Annotated in this window: 21 protein-coding genes and 1 tRNA gene; 18 read left to right on the top strand and 4 right to left on the bottom strand. The window is 69.3% G+C overall.

Features of this window, described 5'->3' with window-relative positions:
* Window positions 1-108: 108 nt before the first annotated feature.
* The 7 genes from ABGB08_RS27120 to ABGB08_RS27150 are packed head-to-tail and all read left to right on the top strand — an operon-like array spanning window position 109 to window position 5,787.
* Window positions 109-249 (top strand): hypothetical protein, encoded by a 141-nt coding sequence (locus ABGB08_RS27120; protein ID WP_347595074.1) that lies wholly within the window; start codon window positions 109-111, stop codon window positions 247-249.
* Window positions 246-1,229, top strand: coding sequence for a MoxR family ATPase (locus ABGB08_RS27125; protein ID WP_347595077.1), 984 nt, complete (start codon window positions 246-248; stop codon window positions 1,227-1,229). Before ABGB08_RS27120 ends, ABGB08_RS27125 begins: the two co-directional genes overlap by 4 nt.
* Window positions 1,226-2,125 carry a DUF58 domain-containing protein gene (locus ABGB08_RS27130; protein ID WP_347595080.1) on the top strand — a complete coding sequence of 300 codons (900 nt, stop codon included), beginning with the start codon at window positions 1,226-1,228 and terminating at the stop codon, window positions 2,123-2,125. The genes ABGB08_RS27125 and ABGB08_RS27130 overlap by 4 nt, the downstream gene beginning before the upstream one ends.
* On the top strand, window positions 2,122-3,069 hold the full coding sequence (locus tag ABGB08_RS27135; RefSeq protein WP_347595083.1) for a VWA domain-containing protein: 948 nt from the start codon (window positions 2,122-2,124) through the stop codon (window positions 3,067-3,069). The genes ABGB08_RS27130 and ABGB08_RS27135 overlap by 4 nt, the downstream gene beginning before the upstream one ends.
* A 10-nt stretch (window positions 3,070-3,079) precedes the next feature.
* Entirely contained in the window at window positions 3,080-3,928 is an 849-nt protein-coding gene (locus ABGB08_RS27140) for a trypsin-like peptidase domain-containing protein (protein WP_347595086.1), read from the top strand.
* Between the two features lie 9 nt (window positions 3,929-3,937).
* Complete coding sequence (locus tag ABGB08_RS27145; protein ID WP_347595089.1) at window positions 3,938-4,615, top strand: response regulator transcription factor; 678 nt, start codon at window positions 3,938-3,940, stop codon at window positions 4,613-4,615.
* Entirely contained in the window at window positions 4,612-5,787 is a 1,176-nt protein-coding gene (locus tag ABGB08_RS27150; RefSeq protein ID WP_347595092.1) for a HAMP domain-containing sensor histidine kinase, read from the top strand. Before ABGB08_RS27145 ends, ABGB08_RS27150 begins: the two co-directional genes overlap by 4 nt.
* On the opposite strand, the gene ABGB08_RS27155 is transcribed toward ABGB08_RS27150, so the two are convergent.
* Window positions 5,784-7,214, bottom strand: a complete 1,431-nt coding sequence (locus ABGB08_RS27155) for an alpha/beta hydrolase (protein WP_347595095.1) — start codon at window positions 7,212-7,214, stop codon at window positions 5,784-5,786. The genes ABGB08_RS27150 and ABGB08_RS27155 overlap by 4 nt on opposite strands.
* Window positions 7,215-7,492: 278 nt before the next feature.
* Here ABGB08_RS27155 and ppdK point away from each other — a divergent pair, with 278 nt between their 5' ends.
* The 7 genes from ppdK to ABGB08_RS27190 all read left to right on the top strand — a co-directional run bounded on the left by ppdK (window position 7,493) and on the right by ABGB08_RS27190 (window position 17,503).
* On the top strand, window positions 7,493-10,126 hold the full coding sequence (ppdK, locus tag ABGB08_RS27160) for a pyruvate, phosphate dikinase (protein WP_347595098.1): 2,634 nt from the start codon (window positions 7,493-7,495) through the stop codon (window positions 10,124-10,126).
* Between the two features lie 141 nt (window positions 10,127-10,267).
* Window positions 10,268-11,494 (top strand): deoxyguanosinetriphosphate triphosphohydrolase, encoded by a 1,227-nt coding sequence (locus tag ABGB08_RS27165; RefSeq protein WP_347595101.1) that lies wholly within the window; start codon window positions 10,268-10,270, stop codon window positions 11,492-11,494.
* Between the two features lie 189 nt (window positions 11,495-11,683).
* Window positions 11,684-12,892 (top strand): FAD-dependent oxidoreductase, encoded by a 1,209-nt coding sequence (locus ABGB08_RS27170; RefSeq protein ID WP_347595104.1) that lies wholly within the window; start codon window positions 11,684-11,686, stop codon window positions 12,890-12,892.
* A gap of 138 nt (window positions 12,893-13,030) precedes the next feature.
* On the top strand, window positions 13,031-13,813 hold the full coding sequence (locus ABGB08_RS27175) for a M23 family metallopeptidase (protein WP_347595107.1): 783 nt from the start codon (window positions 13,031-13,033) through the stop codon (window positions 13,811-13,813).
* Window positions 13,814-13,822: 9 nt separating this feature from the next.
* Window positions 13,823-15,673, top strand: a complete 1,851-nt coding sequence (gene dnaG / locus ABGB08_RS27180) for a DNA primase (RefSeq protein WP_347595110.1) — start codon at window positions 13,823-13,825, stop codon at window positions 15,671-15,673.
* A gap of 144 nt (window positions 15,674-15,817) precedes the next feature.
* On the top strand, window positions 15,818-16,957 hold the full coding sequence (gene rpoD / locus ABGB08_RS27185) for an RNA polymerase sigma factor RpoD (protein WP_155338147.1): 1,140 nt from the start codon (window positions 15,818-15,820) through the stop codon (window positions 16,955-16,957).
* Between the two features lie 75 nt (window positions 16,958-17,032).
* Window positions 17,033-17,503, top strand: a complete 471-nt coding sequence (locus ABGB08_RS27190; RefSeq protein WP_347595113.1) for a hypothetical protein — start codon at window positions 17,033-17,035, stop codon at window positions 17,501-17,503.
* A gap of 458 nt (window positions 17,504-17,961) precedes the next feature.
* Here ABGB08_RS27190 and ABGB08_RS27195 read toward each other — a convergent pair whose 3' ends face one another.
* Window positions 17,962-18,267 carry a YtxH domain-containing protein gene (locus ABGB08_RS27195; RefSeq protein ID WP_347595116.1) on the bottom strand — a complete coding sequence of 102 codons (306 nt, stop codon included), beginning with the start codon at window positions 18,265-18,267 and terminating at the stop codon, window positions 17,962-17,964.
* A gap of 166 nt (window positions 18,268-18,433) precedes the next feature.
* Here ABGB08_RS27195 and ABGB08_RS27200 point away from each other — a divergent pair.
* Window positions 18,434-18,506 (top strand) — tRNA-Asn (locus ABGB08_RS27200).
* Window positions 18,507-19,285: 779 nt separating this feature from the next.
* Here the strand turns inward: ABGB08_RS27200 and ABGB08_RS27205 are convergent.
* Entirely contained in the window at window positions 19,286-19,768 is a 483-nt protein-coding gene (locus tag ABGB08_RS27205) for a hypothetical protein (protein ID WP_347595119.1), read from the bottom strand.
* A gap of 318 nt (window positions 19,769-20,086) precedes the next feature.
* Between ABGB08_RS27205 and ABGB08_RS27210 the strand changes: the two genes are divergently transcribed.
* Both ABGB08_RS27210 and ABGB08_RS27215 read left to right on the top strand, forming a co-directional pair.
* The gene (locus tag ABGB08_RS27210) at window positions 20,087-21,178 is read left to right on the top strand and encodes a nitric oxide synthase oxygenase (RefSeq protein WP_347595122.1); all 1,092 of its coding nucleotides are present in this window, start codon (window positions 20,087-20,089) and stop codon (window positions 21,176-21,178) included.
* A gap of 22 nt (window positions 21,179-21,200) precedes the next feature.
* On the top strand, window positions 21,201-21,986 hold the full coding sequence (locus tag ABGB08_RS27215) for an enoyl-CoA hydratase (RefSeq protein ID WP_347595125.1): 786 nt from the start codon (window positions 21,201-21,203) through the stop codon (window positions 21,984-21,986).
* Window positions 21,987-22,227: 241 nt separating this feature from the next.
* Here the strand turns inward: ABGB08_RS27215 and galK are convergent, their stop codons facing one another.
* Window positions 22,228-23,343 carry a galactokinase gene (gene galK, locus ABGB08_RS27220; RefSeq protein WP_347595128.1) on the bottom strand — a complete coding sequence of 372 codons (1,116 nt, stop codon included), beginning with the start codon at window positions 23,341-23,343 and terminating at the stop codon, window positions 22,228-22,230.
* A gap of 70 nt (window positions 23,344-23,413) precedes the next feature.
* On the opposite strand from galK, the gene ABGB08_RS27225 reads away from it, so the two are divergent.
* On the top strand, window positions 23,414-24,268 hold the full coding sequence (locus ABGB08_RS27225; protein ID WP_347595131.1) for a pyridoxal-phosphate dependent enzyme: 855 nt from the start codon (window positions 23,414-23,416) through the stop codon (window positions 24,266-24,268).
* Window positions 24,269-24,342: the final 74 nt, after the last annotated feature.

A 24,342-nucleotide genomic window follows, 5' to 3' on the forward strand; every position in this document is an offset into this window, starting at 1 on the left:
ACCGAAAGTTACCGACCGATTCCGAAAGACAAAGTAAAACGCTGATTTATGGGGGTTTTCGGGGCGGTTTGCTGACATGGGGTGATTGTTGCTTTGGGAAGGGGACCCATGTCTACTCGTTGGAAGGCGGCGGCGTTCGCCTCGGGGCTCGTGCTGGTGGCCGCGGGGCCCGCGAACGCGGAACCCGCGCCGCGGCCGGAGGCCGAGCTGCTGCTCGTGGTGGACGACTGCCCGTTCCTCGAACTGTGAGCGAGCCCCAGCGGCTCGAACGCGCGCTGTTCGAGGTCAAGAGAGTAATCGTCGGCCAGGACAAGATGGTCGAGCGCATGCTCGTGGCCATCCTGGCCCGCGGTCACTGCCTGCTCGAAGGGGTGCCCGGCATCGCCAAGACGCTGGCCGCCGAGACCCTGGCCGCGGTGGCGGGGGGCTCGTTCGCCCGGATCCAGTTCACACCCGACCTGGTGCCCTCCGACATCGTCGGCACCCGCGTCTACCGCCCCTCGACCGAGAGCTTCGACACCGAACTCGGTCCGGTGATGGCCAACTTCGTGCTCGCCGACGAGATCAACCGGGCCCCGGCGAAGGTGCAGTCCGCCCTGCTGGAGGTGATGGCCGAGCGGCACGTCAGCATCGGCGGCACCACCCACCCGGTGCCGACCCCGTTCCTGGTGCTCGCCACCCAGAACCCGATCGAGTCCGAAGGCGTCTACCAGCTGCCGGAGGCCCAGCGCGACCGTTTCCTGATGAAGATCGATGTCGGCTACCCGACCGAGTCCGAGGAGCTCGCCATTCTCTACCGGATGAGCGTGGACCCCCCGCGGGCCGCCCAGGTCCTCGGCGCGGACGAGCTGCTCGCCCTGCAGCGCACCGCCGAGACCGTCTTCGTCCACCACGCCGTCGCCGAATACACCGTCCGCCTCGTCTACGCCACCAGAACCCCCGACCGGTACGGCCTGCCCGAGCTCACCCGCCTGCTCGCCTTCGGCGCCAGCCCCCGGGCCACCCTCGGCCTGGTCGCCGCCGCCCGCGCGCTGGCCCTGATGCGCGGCCGCGACTACGTGCTCCCCGGCGACGTCGCCGACCTGGCCGTGGACGTGATCGCGCACCGCCTGGTGCTCTCGTTCGACGCGCTGGCCGAAGGCATGTCTGCCCGCCATCTGGTGGAACAGCTGCTCAGAACCATCCCGCAGCCCAAGATCGCGCCCACCCAGCAGGAGGACGCGGCGTGAGACCGCCCGAGGAGGTGCTGCGGCGGCTCGAACTCACCGTCACCCGCAAGCTGGACGGGCTGCTCCAGGGCGACCATCTCGGCCTGCTGCCGGGGCCGGGGACGGAACCGGCGGAGGCCAGGCCGTACCAGCCGGGGGACGACGTGCGGCGGATGGACTGGAACGTCACCGCCCGTACCGCGCTGCCGCATGTCCGGGACGTGGTCGCGGACCGGGAGCTGGAGGTGTGGGTGCTGCTGGACGCGACCGCCAGCATGGACTTCGGCACCGGCCTGATGGAGAAACGCGCGCTCGCGCTGGCGGCCGTCGCCTCGGTGGGCTTCCTCACCCAGCGCACCGGCAACCGGATCGGCGCGCACGTGCTCCAGTCCGGCGCGATCCGGCGGCTGCCCGCCAGGACCGGCCGGCCGCACCTGATGGCGCTGATGCGCACGATCATGACCCTGCCGCGCGACGGCGTGGGGGTGCCCAGGATCGGCTTCGCCATGGAACAGCTGCGCCGGACCGTGCTGCGGCGGGGTCTGGTCGTGATCGTCTCCGACTTCCTGGACCCGGCCGAGACCTGGGAGACCCCGCTGCGCCACCTCGGGGTGCGCCACCAGGTGCTGGCCGTCGAGGTCGCCGACCCCCGCGAGTTGACCCTGCCCGACGTCGGCGTGATCACCCTGGTGGACCCGGAGACCGGGCGGCGGCAGGAGATCGCCAGCGGCAGCGCCCGGCTGCGGGAACGGTACGCCGCCGCCGCCGAAGCCCAGCGCGGCAGCATCCGCGCCGTCATCCGCCGGGCCGGGGCCGCCCATCTGGCCCTGCGCACCGACCGGGACTGGCTGCGCGACCTGATCCAGCACATCCTGCTGCAACGCCGCCTGGCCCGGTTGGCGGGAGGGGCCGGATGAACTTCCTCGCGCCGCAGTGGCTGCTGCTGCTCATCCCGGTGGCCGCGATCGTCGTGGCCTACCTGGTCATGCAGCTGCGCCGCAGCAAGTACGCGGTCCGCTTCACCAACCTGGACCTGCTCACCAGCGTCGCCCCCAGGGGGCCGGGATTTCGCCGCCACGTTCCGGCCGCCGCCTTCTCGGTCATGCTCGTCCTGCTGGTCATCGGGTTCGCCCGCCCGACCGCGGAGGTCCAGGTGCCCCGGGAGCGGGCCACCGTCATCGTCGCCTTCGACGTCTCCGCGTCCATGCTGGCCGAGGACGTCGAACCGACCAGGTTCGCGGCCGCCCAGCAGGCCGCGCGCCGGTTCGCCGAGGGGCTGCCCCCTCGTTTCAACCTCGGTCTGGTGGCGTTCTCGCAATACGCGTCCATAGCCGTCCCGGCCACCACCGATCGGCAGGCCGTCCTGGACGCGGTGGACCGGCTGTCCACCTCCGCGGGCACCGCCATCGGGGAGGCCGTGTTCGCCTCCCTCGACGCGATCAGCACGATCGACGCGCAGGCGGGCGCGGACCCCCCGCCCGCCCACGTGGTGCTGCTCTCGGACGGCTCGATCACCACCGGGCGCTCCATCGCCGAGGCCGTCGGCGAGGCCACCGCCCGGCGGGTGCCGGTCTCCACCATCGCGTACGGCACGCCGCGCGGCATGATCCAGATGGACGGCCGCACCATCCAGGTCCCGGTGGACGGCCCCGCCCTGAAGGACCTGGCCGACTCCACCGGGGGCCGCTTCTACGAGGCCGCCTCCGGCGACGAGCTGCGGGCCGTCTACGACGACATCGGCAGCTCGGTCGGGTTCCGGGTCGAGCGGCAGGAGGTGTGGCCGTGGTTCGTCGGCCTCGGCCTGCTCGGCGCGGTCGTCGCGGCCGGAACGTCCCTGTTCTGGTTCTCCCGCATCCCCTAGAGAGGCGCGCGTGACAGATCCCATCGGACTCGGGACGCCAAGCGGGCCGGGATTCCAGCAGGTGCCGATCGAGTGGCGGCCGGTGGCGCGGGCCGTACCGGAGCGGCCGGAGGAGCGGCGGCGGCGCGGGGCGCTGGCGTCGGCGACGCTGGTGGCGCTGCTGGTCGGCGGCGCCGCCGGCGGCGCGGCCGGATGGCTGGCGGGGCGGCCCGGGGAGGAGCAGCGGGCGGTGGCGTTGCCCCGGTCCGCGGCTGGGCCGCTGCCGTCGGCGGGCAGCCTGAGCGGCACGGCGTCGACGGTGCTGCCGAGCGTGGTCTCGGTGGAGGCCGGGAGCGCCTCCGGGTCGGGCTTCGCCATCGACCAGATCGGCCATGTGCTGACAAATGCTCATGTGGTGGATGACGCGGATTCGGTGACCGTGATCCTGCACGACGGGCGGCGGCTGTCGGCGCAGGTGATCGGCAGCGACGAGGCCTACGACCTGGCGGTGCTGCAGGTGGAGGCGGGCTCCGGGCTGGTCCCGGCCATGCTGGCCCGCTCGGCTGACGTCCGGGTGGGCGACCAGGTGCTGGCGATCGGGTCTCCGCTCGGCCTGGCCGGGACGGTCACCTCGGGGATCGTCAGCGCCCTGGACCGGGAGGTCCAGCTCGGCAACGGCGGCAGGCAGACCGCGCTGCAGACGGACGCCTCCATCAACCCGGGCAACTCCGGCGGGCCGCTGGTGAACGTGCGCGGCGAGGTGGTGGGCGTGAACACGGTCATCGCCACCCTGTCGCGGCGCGGCGGCAACATCGGCATCGGGTTCGCGATTCCGGTGGACCGGGCGGCCTCGGTCGCGGAACGCATCATCCGGGACTAGGTTCGATAGATGAGGCTGCTCGTGGTCGAGGACGAGGAAGACCTCGTCGATGCGCTCAGAGTCGGCCTGGTCCGGGCCGGTTACGCGGTGGACGTCGCCTACGACGCGCCCACCGCCGACGAGAAACTGAAGGTCAACGCCTACGATCTGGTGCTGCTGGACCTGAATCTGCCGGGCGGGGACGGGTTCGAGCTGTGCCGGGCGGTCCGGCGCGGCGAGGGCGGCGGCCAGGTCCGCATCCTGATGGTGACCGCCAGGGACCGGCTGGACGACCGGGTCAAGGGCCTGGACGAGGGTGCCGACGACTACCTGGTGAAACCGTTCGCGTTCCCGGAGCTGCTGGCCCGGGTGCGGGCGCTGCTGCGCCGCGACACCGCCGGGGGGACCGCCGTGCTGGAGGTCGGCGACCTGCGCCTGGACACCGCGCGGGTGGAGGCCTACCGGGGCGGGCGCCCGCTCAGCCTGACCCCCAAGGAGTTCGGGGTGCTGCACTATCTGATGACCCGGCCAGGCCACGTCGTCTCCACCGAGGAACTGCTCGAACACGTCTGGGACGAGCACACCGACCCGTTCACCAACACGGTCCGGGTGACCGTGGGCACGCTCCGGCGCAAGCTGGCCGGGGAGGGCGACTCGCTGATCGAGACCGTGATCAGCCGGGGCTACCGGCTGCGGGGGGCCACGTGAGGCTCTTCGTGCAGACGATCAGGTTCCGGTTGACCGTGCTCTACTCCGGGCTGCTGATCGCCTCGGCCGCGCTGGTCTTGGGGGCGATCTACTTCGCCGTGTCCAAGACCACCGAGCAGCGGCCGTACACGGTGGAGTACGCCAAGGCCCAGACCCGGTCCGGGGAGTATCTGGGGAAGATCCCCGTGGTGCAGGTCGAGGAGGTGGAGAACGCGGTCAACGTGCGCACCATGGAGACGCTGCGGAACTACTCCTTCGGCACGCTGGCCGGGCTCTTCCTGGCCGCGCTGGTGATCGGCTGGGTGCTGGCCGGGCGGGCGCTGCGGCCGATCCGGTCGATCACCAGGACCGCCGCCGAGATCCAGGCCACCGACCTGGCCCGGCGGATCAACCTGGCCGGGCCCAGGGACGAGCTGCGCGACCTGGCCGAGACCGTGGACACCATGCTCGGCCGGCTGGAGGACGCCTTCCGGGCCCAGCGCCAGCTCATCGACGACGCCTCGCACGAGCTGCGCAGCCCGCTGGCGATCATCCGGGCCAACCTGGACGCGGTGCTGACCGCGCCGGAGGCCACCGACGAGGAGCGGCTGCGCGCGGTCGCCATCGTGGACCGGGCCACCACCCGGATGACCCGCCTGGTCGAGGACCTGCTCGCCTCGGCCCGCCGCCAGGCCCCCGCCTTCGTGGACGCCGACGTGGACCTGGCCGCCATCGCCAACGAGGCCTGCGAGGAGTTCGCCGCCCTCGCCGTGGCCAGGAACCTGACGCTGCGGCGGCTGCTGCGCCCTGGCCTGTCCACCGTCGGCGACCACGACGCGCTGCGCCGCGCGATCGGGAACCTGATCTCCAACGCGGTCCGGCTGGCGCCGTCCGGCACCGAGGTGATCGTGGCGGCGGGGGAGCGTGGCGGCTGGGTGTGGGCGGCCGTCCAGGACGCCGGACCCGGCATCGCCGAGGACGAGCGGGATCGGGTGTTCGACCGGTTCTGGCGCGGTCAGGCCAGCCGCAGGGACCGGCATACCGGGCTCGGCCTGGCGATCGTCCGCCAGATCGTCGAATCGCACGGCGGCCTGGTCCGGGTCTTCTCCGAGCTGGGCACGGGCAGCACGTTCGTGCTCTGGCTGCCCGGGCCGAGTCCCGGCGAGGCTCCGGAGGGCAATCCGATGGCCTAAGGGCAGACGGTGCCGTTGTCGGGGACCTTGCCGTTCAGGAAGTAGGCGTCGACGAGCGTGTCGATGCAGGTGTTCTGGCCGTACGCGCCGTGGCCTTCGCCCTTCAGCGTCAGCAGCACGCCGGTGCCCAGTTGCTCGGTCAGCTTGGGCGCCCACTCGTACGGCGTGGCCGGGTCGTTGGTCGTGCCGATCACCACGATCGGCCCCGAGCCGCGGGCGTCGATGTGCTTGTTGCTGTCCTCCCCGCGCGCGGGCCAGACGCTGCAGCCGCCCGCGCTGGCGACGTCGGGCCCGAAGATCGGCGACTTCTTGCTCATCTCCTTGGCCAGGCTGACCGACTCCTCGACGCTGGGGCGGTCGGTGGTGTCCGCGCAGAGGATCGCGATCAGCGACGATTGCAGGGTGTTGTAGCTGCCGTCCGGCTGGCGCCCGGCGTAGGAGTCGGACAGGTTGAGCAGCCCCGCGCCGTTGCCCGCGATCGCGTCCGCGATGGCCTGGGTGAGCAGCGGCCAGGTCAGCTCGCTGTACAGCGCCTCGGCGATGGCGACCCTGGCCACGTCGTCGGTCACCAGCCGCCCCTGCACGTTGAGCGGCTTGCGCCGCAGCGAGGAGATCAGGCCGAGCACGGCCGTGTTGCCGTTGAAGGGGCAGTCCTGCCTGGCGCAGTCGGCCAGGTAGTTCTCGTACGCCCGCTGGAACCCCTTCGCCTGCGTCTTGGACTGCTCCAGCAGCCCCAGCGCCGGATCCACCGCCGCGTCCAGCACCATCCGCCCGGTCACCTTCGGGAACTGCGTCGCGTAGAGCGCGCCCAGGTGGGTGCCGTAGGAGAACCCGAGGAAGTTCAGCTTCGGATCGCCGAGCCGGACCCGCAGCATCTCCATGTCCCTGACCGCGTTCAGTGTCCCCACGTACGGCAGGATCTCCCCCGAGTGTTTCTGGCACGCCTGCGCGAACTCGGTCAGCAGCCGGGTCTGGGTGGTCACGTCCAGGCTGGGTTCGGCCCGCAGGAACGCCTCGAAGGGCTTGGGGTCCATGCAGCGCACGCCGTCGCTGCGCTCCACCCCGCGCGGGTCGAAGCTGACCAGGTCATAGTGCCCGCCCAGGCTGCGGAACGCCGCCGCCGCGTCGGTCAGGGTGCTCACCCCGGAACCGCCGGGGCCGCCGAAGTTGAGGACCAGCGAGCCGAGCTTGGGGCCGGGTCCGGTGGCCCGCAGCCGGATCAGCGCGATGCCGATCGTCTTGCCCCCCGGCTTGGTGTAGTCCAGCGGGACCTCCATGGTCGCGCACTGGAAGCCCGCCGTCGGCGCGATCTTCTCGCACGCGCCCCAGTTGATCTCCGCGGGTTTCGCCGTGGTCTCCGGGGCGGGCGCGGTCGTGCCGCACGCGCACAGAGCCAGCAGCGCGGCAACGGCCGCCAGTCGCCTCATCAATACCCCTCGATAGTCTGTGAGGCTTCTTCCCGGCAAATGGTCTACACCAATTAACGTGCAGGCAACATTTCGCACCTCTTGAACGATTGGTTTATACCACGTCGTGGAGTGAGAAGAATGGTCGTTTTTTACGCTTCGCTGAATTGGATTAGACCGGTCTGTGGGCCTCTGCCTGCGGAAATGGTTACATGTGACAGTCGTGACGATTCGTGGTGTTCTTTATCGGTAGAGTCCTGAAAGGCGGGGTCGGTCTGCGTTTGCTGAAGGAGCTCATCGTGCCGAAATACGTCTACGACTTCACCGAGGGGAACAAGGATCTTCGCGATCTACTCGGCGGCAAGGGCGCCAATCTCGCGGAAATGAGCAATCTGGGTCTTCCCGTGCCTCCCGGGTTCACCATCACCACCGAGGCGTGCCGGAAGTATCTGGCGGACGGCGAGATTCCGGTCGAGGAGATCGCCACACACCTGGCCAAGCTGGAGGCGGCCATGGGCAAGCGCCTCGGCGACCCCGAGGACCCGCTGCTGGTGAGCGTACGTTCCGGGGCCAAATTCTCGATGCCCGGCATGATGGAGACCGTCCTCAACATCGGCCTCAACGACGCCTCCGTGCACGGGCTGGGCGCCAAGTCGGGCAACGAGCGGTTCGCGTGGGACTCCTACCGGCGGCTGATCCAGATGTTCGGCCGGACCGTGCTCGGCATCGACGGGGAGAAGTTCGAGGAGGCGCTGGAAGAGCTCAAGGGCGGCCGGGGCGACCTCGATCTGGACGCGGCGGATTTCCAGCGGTTGGTCGGGACGTACAAGGAGATCGTGCGGGCCGAGAAGGGCCGGGAGTTCCCCGGTGACCCGCGCGAGCAGATGGAGCTGGCCATCCGCGCGGTCTTCGACTCCTGGAACGCGCCGCGCGCGGTGCTCTACCGGCGCCAGGAGCGCATCCCCGCCGACCTCGGCACGGCCGTCAACGTGGTCGCCATGGTCTTCGGCAACCTCGGCATGGACTCCGGCACCGGCGTCGCCTTCACCCGCGACCCCGCCTCCGGGCAGCAGGGCGTCTACGGCGACTACCTGCAGAACGCGCAGGGCGAGGACGTGGTGGCGGGCATCCGCAACACCGTCCCGCTGCAGGACCTGGAGAAGATCGACCCGACCTCCTACCAGGAGCTCCTGGACATCATGGCCCGCCTGGAGGGCCACTACCGGGACCTGTGCGACATCGAGTTCACCATCGAGCGCGGCAAGCTCTGGATGTTGCAGACCCGGGTCGGCAAGCGGACCGCCGCCGCGGCCTTCCGGATCGCCGTGCAGCTCGTCGACGAGGGCCTCATCGACATCGACGAGGCCGTCGTGCGGTGCACCGGCGACCAGCTCGCCCAGCTGATGTTCCCCCGCTTCGCCGACGGCGCGAAGAACACGCTGCTGACCAAGGGCATGAACGCCTCCCCCGGCGCGGCCGTCGGCCGGGCCGTCTTCTCCTCCGACCGCGCCGTCGAACTCGCCGCCCGGGGCGTGGACGTCATCCTGGTACGGCGCGAGACCAACCCCGACGATCTCTCCGGCATGATCGCCGCCAGGGGCGTGCTGACCTCGCGCGGCGGCAAGACCTCGCACGCCGCCGTGGTGGCCCGGGGCATGGGCAAGACCTGCGTCTGCGGCGCCGAGGCGCTGGAGGTGGACGCCAGGGCCCGCCGCTGCACCGTCGGCGGCACCGACATTAAGGAAAGAGTCGTCGAGGAGGGCGACGTCATCTCCATCGACGGCACCACCGGCGCGGTCTACCTGGGCGAGGTGCCCGTGGTGGCCTCGCCCGTGGTGGAGTACTTCGAGGGCATGCCGTCCGGCGACGAGCTGGTGGCCGCCGTGCACCGGATCATGGCGCACGCGGACGGCAGCAGGCGGCTGGCCGTCCGCGCCAACGCCGACACCCCCGAGGACGCGGCCCGGGCCCGGCGGTTCGGCGCGCAGGGCATCGGCCTGTGCCGCACCGAGCACATGTTCCTGGGCGAGCGCCGCCAGCTGGTCGAGGACCTGGTCCTGGCCGAGACCCCGGCCGAGCGGCAGTCCGCCCTGGACGCCCTGGAACCCCTGCAGAAGGCCGACTTCACCGGCCTGTTCGAGGCGATGGCCGGGCTGCCGGTGACGATCCGGCTGATCGACCCGCCGCTGCACGAGTTCCTGCCCGACCTTGTGGAGCTGTCGGTCAAGGTGGCCACCGGCGCCGGAACCGACAAGGACGCCCGGCTGCTCGCCGCCGTCAAGCGGCTGCACGAGCAGAACCCGATGCTCGGCCTGCGCGGGGTACGGCTCGGCCTGGTCATCCCCGGCCTGTTCGCCATGCAGGTCCGCGCGATCGCCCAGGCGGCCCGGCAGGCGACGAAGGCCCGCGCCGAGATCATGATCCCGCTGGTCGGCGCGGTCCAGGAGCTGGAGAGCGTACGCGAGGAGGCGCTCCACATCCTCGCCGAGGCCGGCGTGCACGCCCTGATCGGCACCATGATCGAGGTCCCGCGCGCCGCGCTGACCGCTGGGCAGATCGCCGAGGCCGCCCAGTTCTTCTCCTTCGGCACCAACGACCTCACCCAGATGACCTGGGGCTTCTCCCGCGACGACGTCGAAGCCTCCTTCTTCGGGAAATATCTGGATCTGGGGATCTTCGGGGTGTCGCCGTTCGAGTCCCTGGACCGGGACGGCGTCGGCCGCCTGATGCGGATCGCGGTCGAGGAGGGGCGCGGCGCCAGGCCCGACCTGAAGCTGGGCATCTGCGGCGAGCACGGCGGCGACCCCGACTCCGTCCGGTTCTGCCATGAGATCGGCCTCGACTACGTCTCCTGCTCGCCGTTCCGGGTCCCGGTGGCCCGGCTGGAGGCGGGCCGGGCCGCGCTGAGCAGCGCCGGATCCGACACCCGGTAGCCATCTTGGCGACCGGGCGTTCGCGCCCGGTCGCCAACGGACTAGGGGCCACTGTTTCCATCGCGTTTGTCGTTGAGAGCGGTGTTTGCGGGTACTGTCTCACTCTCCTCGTCAATCTCCCTTGCAGAGAAAGGGGGACTCGTGACGCCGTACACCGAACACGACCAGGCACGATGGGTTCCCGAACCGCCGAGCCACACCGAGCGCGGGCCGTTCGAGCGGGACCGGGCGCGCGTCCTGCACAGTGACGCGCTGCGCCGCCTGGCGGCCAAGACGCAGGTCGTCACCCCCGGCGAGCGCGGCATGCACAGCCCGCGCACCCGGCTCACCCACTCCCTGGAATGCGCCCAGATCGGCCGCGAGATGGCCGGAGTCCTGGGCCGCGACCCTGACCTGGTGGAGACCGCCTGCCTGGCCCACGACCTCGGCCACCCGCCCTTCGGCCACAACGGCGAGACCGCCCTGAACGCGGTGGCCGCCCGCTGCGGCGGCTTCGAGGGCAACGCGCAGAGCCTGCGGCTGCTCACCCGGCTGGAGGCCAAGGTCCTCACCGAGGACGACCGCAGCGCCGGGCTCAACCTCACCCGCGCCGCCCTGGACGCCGCCATCAAATACCCGTGGACCCGCGAATCCGGCCCCAAATACTGCGTCTACCCGGACGACCGGCCGGTCTTCGACTGGGTACGGCAAGGCGCCCCGCCCGGCCGGGTCAGCTTCGAGGCGCAGATCATGGACTGGGCCGACGACGTCGCCTACTCCGTGCACGACCTGGAGGACGCGCTGCACTCCGGCCATGTCACCCCCAAGGCGCTCCGCGACCCCGAGGAGCGCCGGGAGGTCTGCCGCACCACCCGCGCCTGGTACGCGCCCGACACCGACCTGGGCGAGCTGGAGGACATCTTCGCCCGCCTGGTCGCCGAACCGGTCTGGCCCGCCCACTTCGACGGCGGCCTGGCCGACCTGGCCGCGCTCAAACGCCTCACCAGCACCACCATCGGCCGGTTCTGCCGCTCCGCCCAGGAAGCCACCAGGGCCGCCTATCCGGCCGAGTCGGCCGGCCGCCACGACGCCGATCTGATCGTGCCGCGCCTCACCCGGCTGGAGTGCGCCCTGCTCAAAGGCATCACCGCGCACTACGTGATGACCCGGGACGACCACCACGCCACCCAGGGACGGCAGCGCGAGCTCATCGCCGAGCTGGCCTCGCTGATCATGCTGGGCGCGCCCGCCACCCTGGAGCCCGCGCTCCGCCCCGCCTTCGAACTCGCGGCGGGCGACGCCGGGCGGCTGCGCGCCGTGGTCGACCAGATCGCCTCCCTCACCGACGCCTCCGCCATCGCCCTGCACGGGCGCCTGACGGCCAGGTAGCTGTGTTTATGGCCGATCCTCCGGATCGGCGGGCTTGGCCGCGCCTGCGTCTTCCCTCGTCACTCCGGCCGCTCCGCGACCTGCGTTCCTCAGTCCAGACACAGGCGCGGCCAAGCCGGGACATACGACTTACGGCGCGGAGGTTGCCCACAGGTGCGAGGATCGGCCATAGGGAAGGAGCACCCTGACATGTCTCATCACGATTCGCGGTTCGTCATTATCGGTGGTGGCCTGGCCGGTGCCAAGGCTGCCGAGACCCTCCGGGCGGAGGGGTTCGACGGACCGGTGACGATCATCGCGGCCGAGCAGGAACGCCCGTACGAGCGGCCGCCGCTCTCCAAGGGCTACCTGCAGGGCTCGGCCGAGCTGCCCGAGGTCTACGTGCACGAGGACGGCTGGTACCGCGCGCACGACGTGGACCTGCGCCTCGGCGTACCGGCCACCCGGGTGGTGCCCGGGGAGCAGGTGGTCGAGCTGGGGACGGGGGAGCGGCTGCCGTACCTGCGGCTGCTGATCGCGACCGGGTCCACGCCGCGCCCGCTGCCGGTGGACGGCGCGGACCTGGACGGCGTGCACTACCTGCGCACCCTGGCCGACAGCCAGGCGCTGCGGGCCGCCTTCGGCCACGGCGGCGACGTGGTGATCATCGGGGCGGGCTGGATCGGCCTGGAGACGGCCGCCGCCGCCCGCAAGGCCGGGTGCCGCGTGGTCGTCGTCGAACCCGAGCCGACCCCGCTGAACCGCACCCTCGGCAGCAGGATCGGCGAGGTCTTCGCCGACCTGCACCGGCGCAACGGCGTCGAGTTCCGCCTCGGCGCGTCCGTGACCCGGCTGCGCGGCGAGGGCGGGCACGTGCGCGCCGTGGAGATCTCCGGCGGCGAGTCGCTCCCGGCCGACGACGTGGTGGTCGGCATCGGCGCCGCCCCCAACATCGAGCTGGCCGCCGGCGCCGGGCTCGACGTCGGCACCGGCATCCTGGTCGACGCGTCCCTGCGCACCAGCGACCCCGCCATCTTCGCCGCCGGGGACGTGGCCGAGGCCGCCCACCCGCTGCTCGGCCGCCGGATCCGGATCGAGCACTGGGCCAACGCCCTCAACCAGGGCCCGGCCGCCGCCCGCGCCATGATGGGCCTCCCGGTCAGCTACGACCTGCTGCCCTACTTCTACACCGACCAGTTCGAACTGGGCATGGAGTTCTCCGGCGACATCGAGGGCCACGACCAGGTCGTCATCCGGGGTGCGGACCTGGAGTTCATCGCGTTCTGGCTGCGGCAGGGCCGGGTGATCGCCGGCATGAACGTCAACGTCTGGGACGTCGTCGACGACATCCAGGCGCTGATCCGGTCCGGCCGCCAGGTGGACCCGGCCGAGCTGGCCGACCCGGAAACCCCGTTCTAGTCCGAATCGTCATGCTGGTCGGTTACAAAAGAGAGGAAGAGTTTCGATACCGTCACGCAGGTGGAGATCATGCGATCGGGGACACTGGCGCTCGTTCTGCTCACGGCCGCGTGCAGCGCACCGGCAGGAGTGGCGGGCGTGAGCACCAATCCCCCCTCGCCGCGCGCGCTGTCGGCCGCCGACCCGACCGTGGAGGGCACCGCCACGCCGGGCCCGACGTTCGCCGCGGCCATCGTGCCCCCGCCGGGTGACGAGCCCGTCCGGCTGCCCCCGCCCAAGGTCTCCCGGTTCCGCTACGTCTACCCGGTCAAGGGCTGCAAGACCACCTACGAGCGCAAGCGGCTGGTGCTGCCCAAGACCACCATCTGGGCCGGGCGCGGCTGCGCCTTCGTGGCCCCCGTGGACGGCGTGGTGCGCGAGGTCAACGTGCAGAACAAGTGGAAACCCTCCACCGACCAGGGCGCCCACCGGGAGGGCCGGTATGTCACCGTGCTCGGCGAGGACGGCGTGCTCTACCTCGGCGGGCACCTCGATACGGTTGCGCCCGGCATCCGGCCAGGAGTGAAGGTCAAGGCGGGGCGGCTGCTCGGCCGGGTGGGCAACACGGGCAACGCCCGGAGCACGGCGAGTAATCTGTATTTCGCGGTCAGCTGGCCGGCGCCGCCGCAGTACTGGTGGATCCGGCGCGGCATGGTCGACCCCTGGACGTTCCTGGACGCCTGGTGGGACGGCAACCGCACGTTCTCCCCCCGGGCGGCCATGCTGGCGGTGCGCGAACGGGTTGGCACGCTCCCGGCGTGCTCGGTGCTGTGCGCGGGCAAGCCGCAGGAGCCGAAACCCAAACCCACCCAGAAGCCCGAGGAGGAGGAGCCCAAGGTGATCGTCCCATTGAACGTCGAGCCCGCCCGTTCCGGCCAATAGACTCGCGACGTGGCAGGCCGGATCAGTGATGAGGACATCGCGCTCGTACGCGAACGCGCGCAGATCGCCGATGTCGTGGGCGACTACGTGCAACTGCGCAACGCGGGCGGCGGCAACCTGAAAGGGCTCTGCCCCTTCCACGATGAGAAGTCGCCCTCGTTCAACGTCACCCCCGCGCGGGGCATGTACTTCTGCTTCGGCTGCTCCGAGGGCGGCGACGTCATCACCTTCATCCAGAAGATCGACGCGCTGACCTTCGCCGAGGCGGTCGAGCGGCTGGCCCAGCGGGTCGGCCTCCAGCTCCGCTACGAGCAGGGCGGCTACGTCCCCGGGCGGCAGCAGGGCGAACGCTCCCGGCTGATCGAGGCGCACCGCGCCGCCGCCGAATACTACGTCTCCCAGCTGTCCACCCCCGAGGCCGCCGCCGGCCGCCGGTTCCTGTCCGAGCGCGGCTTCGAACGCGTCGACGCCGAGCACTTCGGCATCGGCTACGCCCCCAACGAGTGGGAAGCCCTCACCCGCCACCTGCTGGCCCGCGGCTTCACCAGCCAGGAACTGCTCCGCGGCGGCCTGGCCGCCGAAGGCCGCCGCGGCCCGCGCGACCGCTTCCGCGGCCGCCTGATCTGGCCGATCCGCGAGATCACCGGCGACGTCATCGGCTTCGGCGCCCGCAAGCTGCTGGACGCCGACGACGGCCCCAAATACCTCAACACCCCGGAAAGCCCGATCTACCACAAGAGTTCTGTGCTGTACGGGATCGACCTGGCCAAACGGGAGATCTCCAAGCGTTCCCAGGCCGTCATCGTCGAGGGCTACACCGACGTCATGGCCCTGCACCTGGCCGGGGTGCCGACCGCCGTGGCCACCTGCGGCACCGCCTTCGGCGAGGACCACATCAAGGTGCTCAGGCGCATCCTGTTCGACCAGGGCCAGGGCGAGGTGATCTTCACCTTCGACGGCGACTCGGCGGGGCAGAAGGCCGCCCTGCGCGCCTTCCAGGACGAGCAGAAGTTCGTCACCCAGACCTATGTCGCGGTCCAGCCCGACGGCCTCGACCCGTGCGACCTGCGGGTCAAACAGGGCGACGCGGCCGTCCGGGACCTGGTCGCGAGCCGCGAGCCGCTGTTCGCCTTCGCCATCCGCAGCGTCATCTCCCGCTTCGACCTCAACACCAACGAGGGCAAACTCTCCGCCCTGGACGCCGCCGCCCCCGTGGTCGCCTCGATCAAGGACCGCGCGCTGCGCGGGATGTACGCGGTGGATCTCGACCGCTGGCTCGGCTTCATGAACGAACGATTCGTGGTCGAGCGCATCCAGGAGATCGCCGCCCGCCCCGCGGAGACGCGCCCCGCGGCCCGGCCCGCCCGCGTCAGCGGCCGCAAGGAGCCGATGGATCCGATGGCCCGGCTGGAGGCTGAGGCGCTCAAGCTGGCCGTCCAGCGCCCCGCCCTGCTCGGCCCCGAGTTCGACGCCCTCGGCGCCGACGCCTTCACCCAGCCCGAGCACAGCGCCCTCTACCAGCTCCTCCAGGAGACCGGCGGCACCGCGGCCGGCGGCTCCGGCGGCCGGGAGTGGGTCGAACGGCTGCTCAACGGCGCCGGCGAGGACCTGCGCCCGCTCGTCACCCGATTCGCGGTGGAACCCGTTCGCGCCGAGGTGAACACCGAAGAACGATACGGCGCGGGAGTTCTCACCAAACTCCAGGAGATCACCGTAGGCCGCGCGTTGGACCGATTGAAATCGCGAATGCAACGCCTCAACCCGATCGACGAACAGCAGGAGTACAACCGGATGTTCGCCGAACTGGTGGCGCTGGAGCAGCAGCGACGCGTGTTGAGAGAACGCGCCGCCGGGGCGTGAATAACAATACTTTCCTGATCTCACAGCGCCGAAACATTGGTTTGATATCGATTCGGTAATGACGTAGGTCTTACCTTGGGTGACAAAAATAGGCCTGCCGTTTTGTTGTGCCTATACCGCAGACTGTGTTCCGTGGGTGCATCGGTGCTACCAAGCGGGCCGCCATCGGTAGACCAGGTGGCGGAGCTCGTCGTGAAGGGAAGGGAGCGCGGAAGCGTCACGGTTGACGACGTGGCCGCCGCGCTCGACCGATCCGAGCTGCCTGCGGACGCGCTGGAGCGCGTCGTGCGCATGCTCGCCGAGAACGGGGTCGAGGTCCTTGAGCCGCAAGGCGACGAGGAGACCGCCAAGCCCGACGAGGAGGACGTCGGCAAGCGAGCCCCGACCAGCGACCTGGTCCGCATCTACCTGCGGGAGATCGGCCGGGTGCCGCTGCTCACGGCCGAGGAGGAGGTGGAACTCGCCAAGGCCATCGAGGCCGGCCTCTTCGCCGAGGACAAGCTCTGCGAGACCCCGTCCATCCGGGTCGCCCGTCCCGAGTTCGAGGACCTGGTCTGGGAGGGCGTCCGCGCCAAACAACGCCTGATCGAGGCCAACCTCCGCCTCGTGGTCTCCATCGCGAAACGCTATGTCGGCCGCGGAATGTTGTTCCTGGACCTGATCCAGGAAGGCAATCTCGGTCTCATCCGTGCGGTCGAGAAATTCGACTACACCAAGGGATATAAGTTTTCGACGTACGCCACCTGGTGGATTCGCCAGGCGATCACACGCGCGATCGCGGATCAGGCGCGAACTATTCGAATTCCCGTCCACATGGTGGAGACGATCAACAAATTGGTCCGCGTGCAGCGCCAGCTTCACCAGGATCTCGGCCGCGAACCCGCGCCGGAGGAGATCGCCGCGGAAATGGACCTGCCCATCGATCGGGTGATCGAGATTCAGCGCATCGCGCAGGAGCCGGTCTCGCTGCAGTCCCCCATCGGCGAGGAGGACTCCGACCTGGGTGACTTCATCGAGGACGCGGACGCCGTGGTGCCGATCGAGGCGGCTGCCTTCATCATGCTGCAGGACCAGCTGGACGACATCCTGGCGACGTTGTCCGAGCGGGAGCAGCGCATCATCCAGCTGCGGTTCGGGCTCGCTGACGGGCATCCGCGGACGCTGGAAGAGGTGGGTCGCGAGTTCGGCGTAACCCGGGAACGAATCCGTCAAATCGAATCGAAGACCCTGGCCAAACTCCGCCACCCTACGCGTGCCCAGATGTTGCGGGACTACCTGGATTGAGGCGTTTTCTGAACGGCCGCGCCTCCGGGCGCGGCCGTTCGCTTCTCGTGATCCCCGGTCCAGTAGTTTCTTCTTATGCGTCTTTTTGGGTCCCGGCTTCCCGCTGATGTTCGTACCGCTTTGCATGGGGAGCGGCCGCTCAGCCATGCGCTGACGGCTGGGGGTGGCTACGCGGTCGCGACTCTGGAGGCGTTGCACCTGCCTGGTGGGCTCCGAGTGCCCTGGTATGAGGTGGACCGGGCCGTCTGGGATCAGGAGGGGGTGACGGTCGTCATGACCGGGGGCAGGCAGCATCGGGTGGACCTGCCGGAGCCCGGGCTGCTGCCGGAGACGATCAGAGAGCGGGTCACCAACTCGATTCTGGCGAGCAGGTATGTGCGGCTCAGCGAGCGCGGAGGCGTGCGGTTGGTGGCACGGCGCATCGCGGGCCGGGACACGGTCGAGTGGGAGTTCGTGTACGACCCTGAACTCGACCCCACCGACCCGGGCGTCCGCGCGGCCGTAGAGCAGGCACTGGAAGAGGTCAGACGCGCCCTGGGCGTCTGACGGGCGCTACCGGCGGAGCTGGACGCTGACAGCTTGCCTTTGCGGTCGAAAGATGGCTGCGAGGCGCTGACGACTCGCCATCCTGCGGGCGGAAAGACGGTCGCGAGGCGCGGACGGCTTGCCACTCGGCGGCGGAAACATGCTCGTGAGATGTTCACGGCTCGCCACTCCGCGGGCGGAAAAGTTGGTCGGGAGGCGCTCGCCATCCTGCGGGCGGAATCATGGTCGCGAAACGCGGACGGCTCGCCACTCGGCGGGCGGAAAGACGGTCGCGAGGTCCTCACGGCTCGCCACTCCGCGGGCGCAACGTTGGTCGGGAGGTGTTGACGGCTCGCCACTGGGCAGGCGGAAAGATGGTCGGGAGGTGCGAAGGCGTGCCATCCTGCCCCGGGCTGGAGATGGTCGGGAGTGCGAGGGCTCGCCATCCTGGCCAGCGGGCAAGTCGGGAAATATCGGGGTCAGGTAACGCGGGGCGTGTCGGATTCGGGCCAGCCGGTCGGGCTGGTCACCGTCTCCCGTTCGTGGCGCTCGGACTTGCCGCGAAAGGGAACGTGGCCGCCGAACTTGTCGTCGGCCATGTCCTTCGCGGCGTTCGCGGCCCTGGACACCCGAGCCCCCAGCAACCCCGCCGCCTCCTGAACGCGCGGATTGTCGGCCACCCGCTGCGCCGCACCCTTGATCTGCTCGTAGCGCTCGCGACCCGCCCGGGTGCCGAGGACATAACCCACACCCAGCCCAGCGGCGAACATCAGCTTGTTCCGCATCTTCCACCTCCCGGCTCATGTCTAACCGGTCCCTACCCCCAGGAACAGCATCTATCCAACCTCAGCCGATGTCCCCAAATGGATGTGACAGACCACCCCCCGAGTGCGCTAATCTAGTTCCGCGCCGCAAGGAAGGCCGAAAGGCCGGATCGCAAGGCGGCGGCAATCCCGTGTAGCTCAATCGGCAGAGCAGCCGGCTGTTAACCGGCAGGTTATAGGTTCGAGTCCTATCGCGGGAGCTCGAAGTCGAAGGTCTGTGGTCGCAAGCGGAGCTTGCTCCCGCAGGCCTTCTCGCGTTTACACGGGGGGCGACCCCCCGAACCCCCCGTGTGGGGGGCACGGCCCCCCACGCCCCCTGAGGTTGCTAGCGCGTTGCCGTTATTGAGTGAGCGGTTGCTGGTTTCGTTGGATCTCGCTGGCTGGCCTTCTAGCCCCGTTTTCCGCACGTCACCACGCTTGATCAGCTCTGATTACGGCCGGTGCCGGATCGGCTATAGCGGCTGACCTGCGATGAAGCGCCGTGTGCGGAAAACGGGTCTAGCGAAGTTCGCTCGCTTGGGCATCCTCTTGTTGTTACACAGGGTGGCCCTCCGAGCCCTCGATGTGAGGCGCAGCCCGTTACGCTCGACCGTTCACACTCCTGACAGCACCGGCCGCCAGTTCCACATCCAGCCTGCGCTTGGGTTCTCGTCTCGCTATCAACACGCCCCTTGGGTCACGCGCCGGCATCCCGAAGCACCGGCGAAACGGATCGACATCGTCGGACGCAACCGCGATGCCGTCGGCCGTCAGCGTCCGGACCGGCTCCCTGCGCGGATCCTCCGCACCGAACCAGTCGTCTCCTGCTCCGTGATCAGGTGCGTTGCGAAGAGCACTTGAACCCAGGCGCCTCCCAGGGGGAGTTTTGCAGCGCTGTCGGCGGTGGTTGCTAGCGCGTTGTCGTTTTTGGGTAAGTGGTCGCTAGTTTCGTTGGATCTCACTGGTCGTCCTGGTTGCGAGGTTTTCGTTTGACGCCTGTCTAGGGCGAAGGGGAACTGTCGGGCATTGCTAGGCGGAGGACCCAGAGGGATTTTTCGGGGAGTGCGGTTAGGCGGTAGTGGATGCCGTTGATGGTGGTGCGGTGGTAGCGGGGCCAGTTGGGGGTGGGGAGGACGGTTGCGGGTTGGTTGGGGAAGGGGAGGCTGGCGCAGGCGCGGAGGAAGTCGGTGGCTGTTGCTGGGGGGCTGCCGTAGGCCTGGCAGGAGATTGTTCGGACTTGGCCGGGGATGCGGCCGGCGAGGATGGCGGATAGGCGGCCGCCCGAGGGTTGGTTGACGCTGCCGTGACGGGTGGTTTGGTGGGGGCTGTGGCCTTCGTCGAACTGGAGTCCCCACTGCTGGGTCAGGTGGTGCTGGACGGTGGCGAGGTGGAGGCTGTTCGGGGCCAGGCGCTCGATTGAGATCGTTTCGCATCCGGCGGTGAGGACCAGGGTGGGCCCGAGGATGGCGATCATGGGGTTCATCGGGCCTCCTGTGGCTACTTAGTGTGTCTGCCGGGATTCTCGCAGTAGTGGGATGGAAAGGCTCGCAACGTTCCGTCGTCATTCGTGCACAGATTTGGATGACAAATCGTCGGACAGTGGCAGAAAATGTGATCTGCTGCGCCTGGAGGCGTGGCTGCCGCGGATCGACATGCGCAGTGGTGGGGGAGGGCCACCGCTAGAGGGTCACAGCGCCGCCCGGAATCGGCGTGGGGGCCCGCGAGTGGAATGTGGCGGTTTTTCAACGTGGGCACGTGGTGGAAGAGGGTCGCGAAAGCCGTACAGAACGAGGATGAGGGGGTGGATAAGGCAGCGGCGGAGGAGTTCATCCGGCTTTATCATGCGGAGAATCCGTCTGCGGGGTCGGTACGGCCCAGGCTGCGGGATGTTCTCACCGAGATCGATCGGACCGGGAGTTACACGCATACGCCGGGCGAGCTGGCGTTCGGGGCGCGGGTGGCGTGGCGGAACAGCAGCCGGTGCATCGGGAGGCTGTACTGGAAGTCGCTGCGGATCAGGGATCGGCGGCATGTGGACACCGCCGACGGGATCACCGATGAGTGCGTGGAGCATCTGCGCGTCGCGGGGAACAAGGGGAGGATTCGTCCGACGATCACCGTGTTCGCCCCTGACCGTCCGGGGCGTCGGGCGGCCAGGATCAGGAACGAACAGCTCATCCGGTATGCGGGTCATCGCCAGCCGGACGGCTCGATCGTGGGGGATCCGCTCTACGCCGACTTCACGGATCAGGCGCGGGTGCTCGGCTGGCAGCCTCCCGGCGGCCGGTTCGACGTGCTCCCGCTGCTGATCGACGTCAAAGGGGTCACCGAGCTCCGTACCCTGCCCGCTGAGGTGATCATGGAAGTGCCGATCACCCATCCGCATTATCCGTGGTTCGGGCAGCTCGGCCTGCGCTGGCATGCTGTGCCCGCGATCTCCAACATGTGCCTGGAGATCGGGGGACTCTGTTACCCCGCGGCGCCTTTCAACGGCTGGTACATGGGCACCGAGATCGGCGCGCGTAACCTCGCCGACACCGACCGATACGACCAGTTGCCGCTGATCGCCCGCCATCTGGGCATGGACACCAGTAACGAGCGCACGCTCTGGCGTGACCACGCCCTGGTCGAACTCAACGTCGCCGTGCTGCACTCCTTCGCCGAAGCGGGGGTTACCATGACCGACCATCACACCGAAGCGCGACGTTTCATGACCCACCTGGAGAAAGAGGAACGTTCCGGCCGGGTCTGCCCGGCCGACTGGTCCTGGATCGTGCCGCCGCTCTCGGGCGCGCTCACGCCGGTCTTCCATCGCTATTACGACGATGTACGGCTGACGCCCGCCTTCGCCCACCACCCCGCTGTTGCCGCTCCGACAACAGATAGAACATAATTCGGTCCTGAGAGGGGATCCCATGACCGAGGAACTGGTGCTGACCGACCTGGCCGACGGCGTGCTCGTGCTCACGTTCAACCGGCCGGAACGGCTGAACGCGTGGACCGACGAGATGGGACGCCGCTACTTCGACCTGCTGGAGGAAGCCGAGCAGGACCCCGACGTGCGGGTCATCGTGGTGACCGGCGCGGGCAAGGGCTTCTGCGCGGGCGCGGACTTCCAGACGCTCACCGCCATCCAGACCGGCGAGTACACCGGAGAACCCGACAAACGACCGAACACCCATCCGGTGTCGATCAACAAGCCGATCATCGCGGCCGTCAACGGCGCCTGCGCGGGGCTCGGCATGGTGCACGCGCTCGTCTGCGACCTCGTCTTCACAGCGGCCGACGCCAAGTGGACCACGGCGTTCACCCGCCGCGGCCTCATCGCGGAGTACGGCATGGCGTGGGTGCTGCCCAAGCTCATCGGGCAGGCCCGGGCCCTGGACGTGCTGATGTCGGGCCGGACGTTCACCGGCGTCGAGGCGGCGCACATGGGGCTCGCGCTGCGCGCCATACCGGGCGAGCAGCTACTGGCTGAGACCCTCGCCTATGCGCGGGACCTGGCCACGAACTGTTCGCCCGCGTCGATGGCGGTGATCAAGCGCCAGGTGTGGGGCGACTGGGACAAGGGCCTGGAGGACTCCCGCGATGCCGCCGAACGCCTGATGCTCGAATCGTTCAGCCGCCCCGACTTCACCGAAGGCGTCGCCAGCTTCCTGGAACGCCGCCCACCGGAATTCCCCCCGCTCACGGCACCGTGATCAGTGCGGGTTCAGGTCGGGCCGTGAGGGCTGAGGTTCGTAGCCGGTAGGTGGCCATGGCGACCGCGGGGCGGCAGCCCGGTAGGAAGCAAGGGTGGGCGGCAACGGCCACGGCGACCGTGGGGGCGGGGCGGCAGCCCCGGTAAGAAGCAAAGGGTGGGTGGGTGGGAGTTCCACCGCAACCAATCGGTCTGCGTCTCCGCCCGCCCACCCGCAAACTGACCCGCTTCGCGTCGGTCCTCTAGCTGAGGCGGTGGGCGCCTGCGGCTGGGGTTGCGGTGAGGATGGTTGGGGGGTGCCAGGAGCGGTCGGCGTATGCGGCTTTGACGGTGGCTTCGACGGATTCGGTGCGGTCGGCGGAGACTAGGGCGATGGCGGAGCCGCCGAAGCCGCCGCCGGTCATGCGGGCGCCGCGGGCGCCGCCGCGGAGGGCGGACTCGACGGCGACGTCGAGTTCGGGGCAGGAGACCTCGAACTGGTCGCGGAGTGATAGGTGGGAGGCGTTGAGGAGGGCGCCGATCTCGGTGACCGCGTTGGCTCTGAGCAGGCCGATCAGGGCTTCTACCCGGTGGTTTTCGGTGACTACGTGCTGGGTGCGCTTGCGTTCGTCGCCTTTGAGGAGGGCGAGGGCGCCGGCCAGGTCGGTGACGTCGCGGAGAGCGGGTACGCCGAGGTGTTTTGCGGCGTTTTCGCATTCCTGGCGGCGGCGGGCGTACTGGCCGTCGGCGAGGGCGTGTCTGACGTTGGTGTTGATGATCAGCAGGCGCAGGCCGTGTGCGGGAAGGTCGAAGGGGATGTGGCGGCTGGCCAGGGAGCGGCAGTCGAGGAGGAGGGCGTGGCCCTCCTTGGCCAGGGCGGAGGTGGCCTGGTCCATGATGCCGCAGGGCATGCCGGCGAAGTCGTTCTCGGCGAGCTGGCTGATCCTGGCGAGCGCGAGCGGGGATTGGGCCAGGGCGTAAAGGTCGTTGAGGGCGAAGGCGGTGGCGACTTCGAGGGCGGCGCTGGAGGAGAGGCCGGCGCCTTCGGGGATGTCGCCGTCGATGACGATGTCGGCGCCGCGGACCGGGAGGCCCTCGCGGCGGAGGGCCCAGAAGACGCCGGTGGGGTAGCGGGCCCAGCCGTGGGCGTCTTCGAGGGAGTCGATGGTCTGGGTGCCCGCTTGCAGGGAGATCAGGCGGATCGTGTCGTCCTGGCGGGGGCTGGCGGCGAGGGTGACGCCCCAGGGAACGGCGAAGGGGAGGACGAGGCCGTCGTTGTAGTCGGTGTGTTCGCCGATCAGGTTGACCCGGCCTGGGGCGTACCAGATGCCTTCTGGGGACTTGTCGTACGCTTCCGAAAAAGCATCAAGAACGCGCATAAGCGAACACTCCTCAACAACGGGCTCACCGTAGGGTAGCGAGTCTTGGGGGATATGCCAGCCTTGGGGGGTGGGTGAGGTGGTGTCGCCGGTCGTTCCGCTGGAGGACGATCGGGTGCATGGAGTACGGGTGCTGCTCAAGCGCGATGACTTGATATGGGGCGAAATTTCGGGAAATAAGTGGAGGAAGTTGAAGTACAACGTCGGGGCGTTGGAGCCGGTGCTGACGTTTGGCGGGGCGTACTCGAACCACATTCGGGCGGTGGCGGCCGCGGGGGAGAGGTATGGGTTCGCGACCGTTGGGGTGATCCGGGGGGAGGAGCGGCTGCCGTTGAATCCGGTGCTCGCGTACGCGGCGGGGCGCGGGATGCGGCTCAGGTACCTGGATCGTTCGACATATCGGCTTAAGCGCACCCCTGAGGTTCTTGATTGGTTGCGCGGCGAGTATCCGGGTTACCGGATCCTCCCCGAGGGCGGTTCCAACCCGGCGGCCGTCCGCGGATGTATGGAACTACCAGGCGAAATTTCGTCCGATACCCCTTTTGACGTGATCTGTTGCCCGGTCGGCACCGGCGGCACCCTCGCCGGAATCGCCGCCGGACTCTCCCCCGGCCAGCGAGCCATCGGCTTCTCCGCGTTACGCGGCGGCACCTTCCTCACCGACGAGATCACCCGCCTCCAACACGAAACCCTCGGCCACGCGACAACAAACTGGCACCTCGAAACCACATACCATTTCGGCGGCTACGCCCGTACAACCCCAGAACTGTCCACGTTCATCGAAGACTTCGACAATCGTCACGGCATCCGCCTCGACCGCATCTACGTAGCCAAGATGATGTACGGAATCCTCGACCTGATCGCCTCCGGGAGCATCCCCCCGGGGACAACCGTGGTCGCGGTCATCACCGGCGGCGAAACATGAGCCAGATCAAAGCACTGCTGCTCACCGGTGGCCTGGCAAGCGCCAAGACCGCCGTAGCCATGAGATCCTCCACG

This window comes from Acrocarpospora sp. B8E8, assembly GCF_039871605.1.
GTDB lineage: Bacteria > Actinomycetota > Actinomycetes > Streptosporangiales > Streptosporangiaceae > Acrocarpospora > Acrocarpospora macrocephala.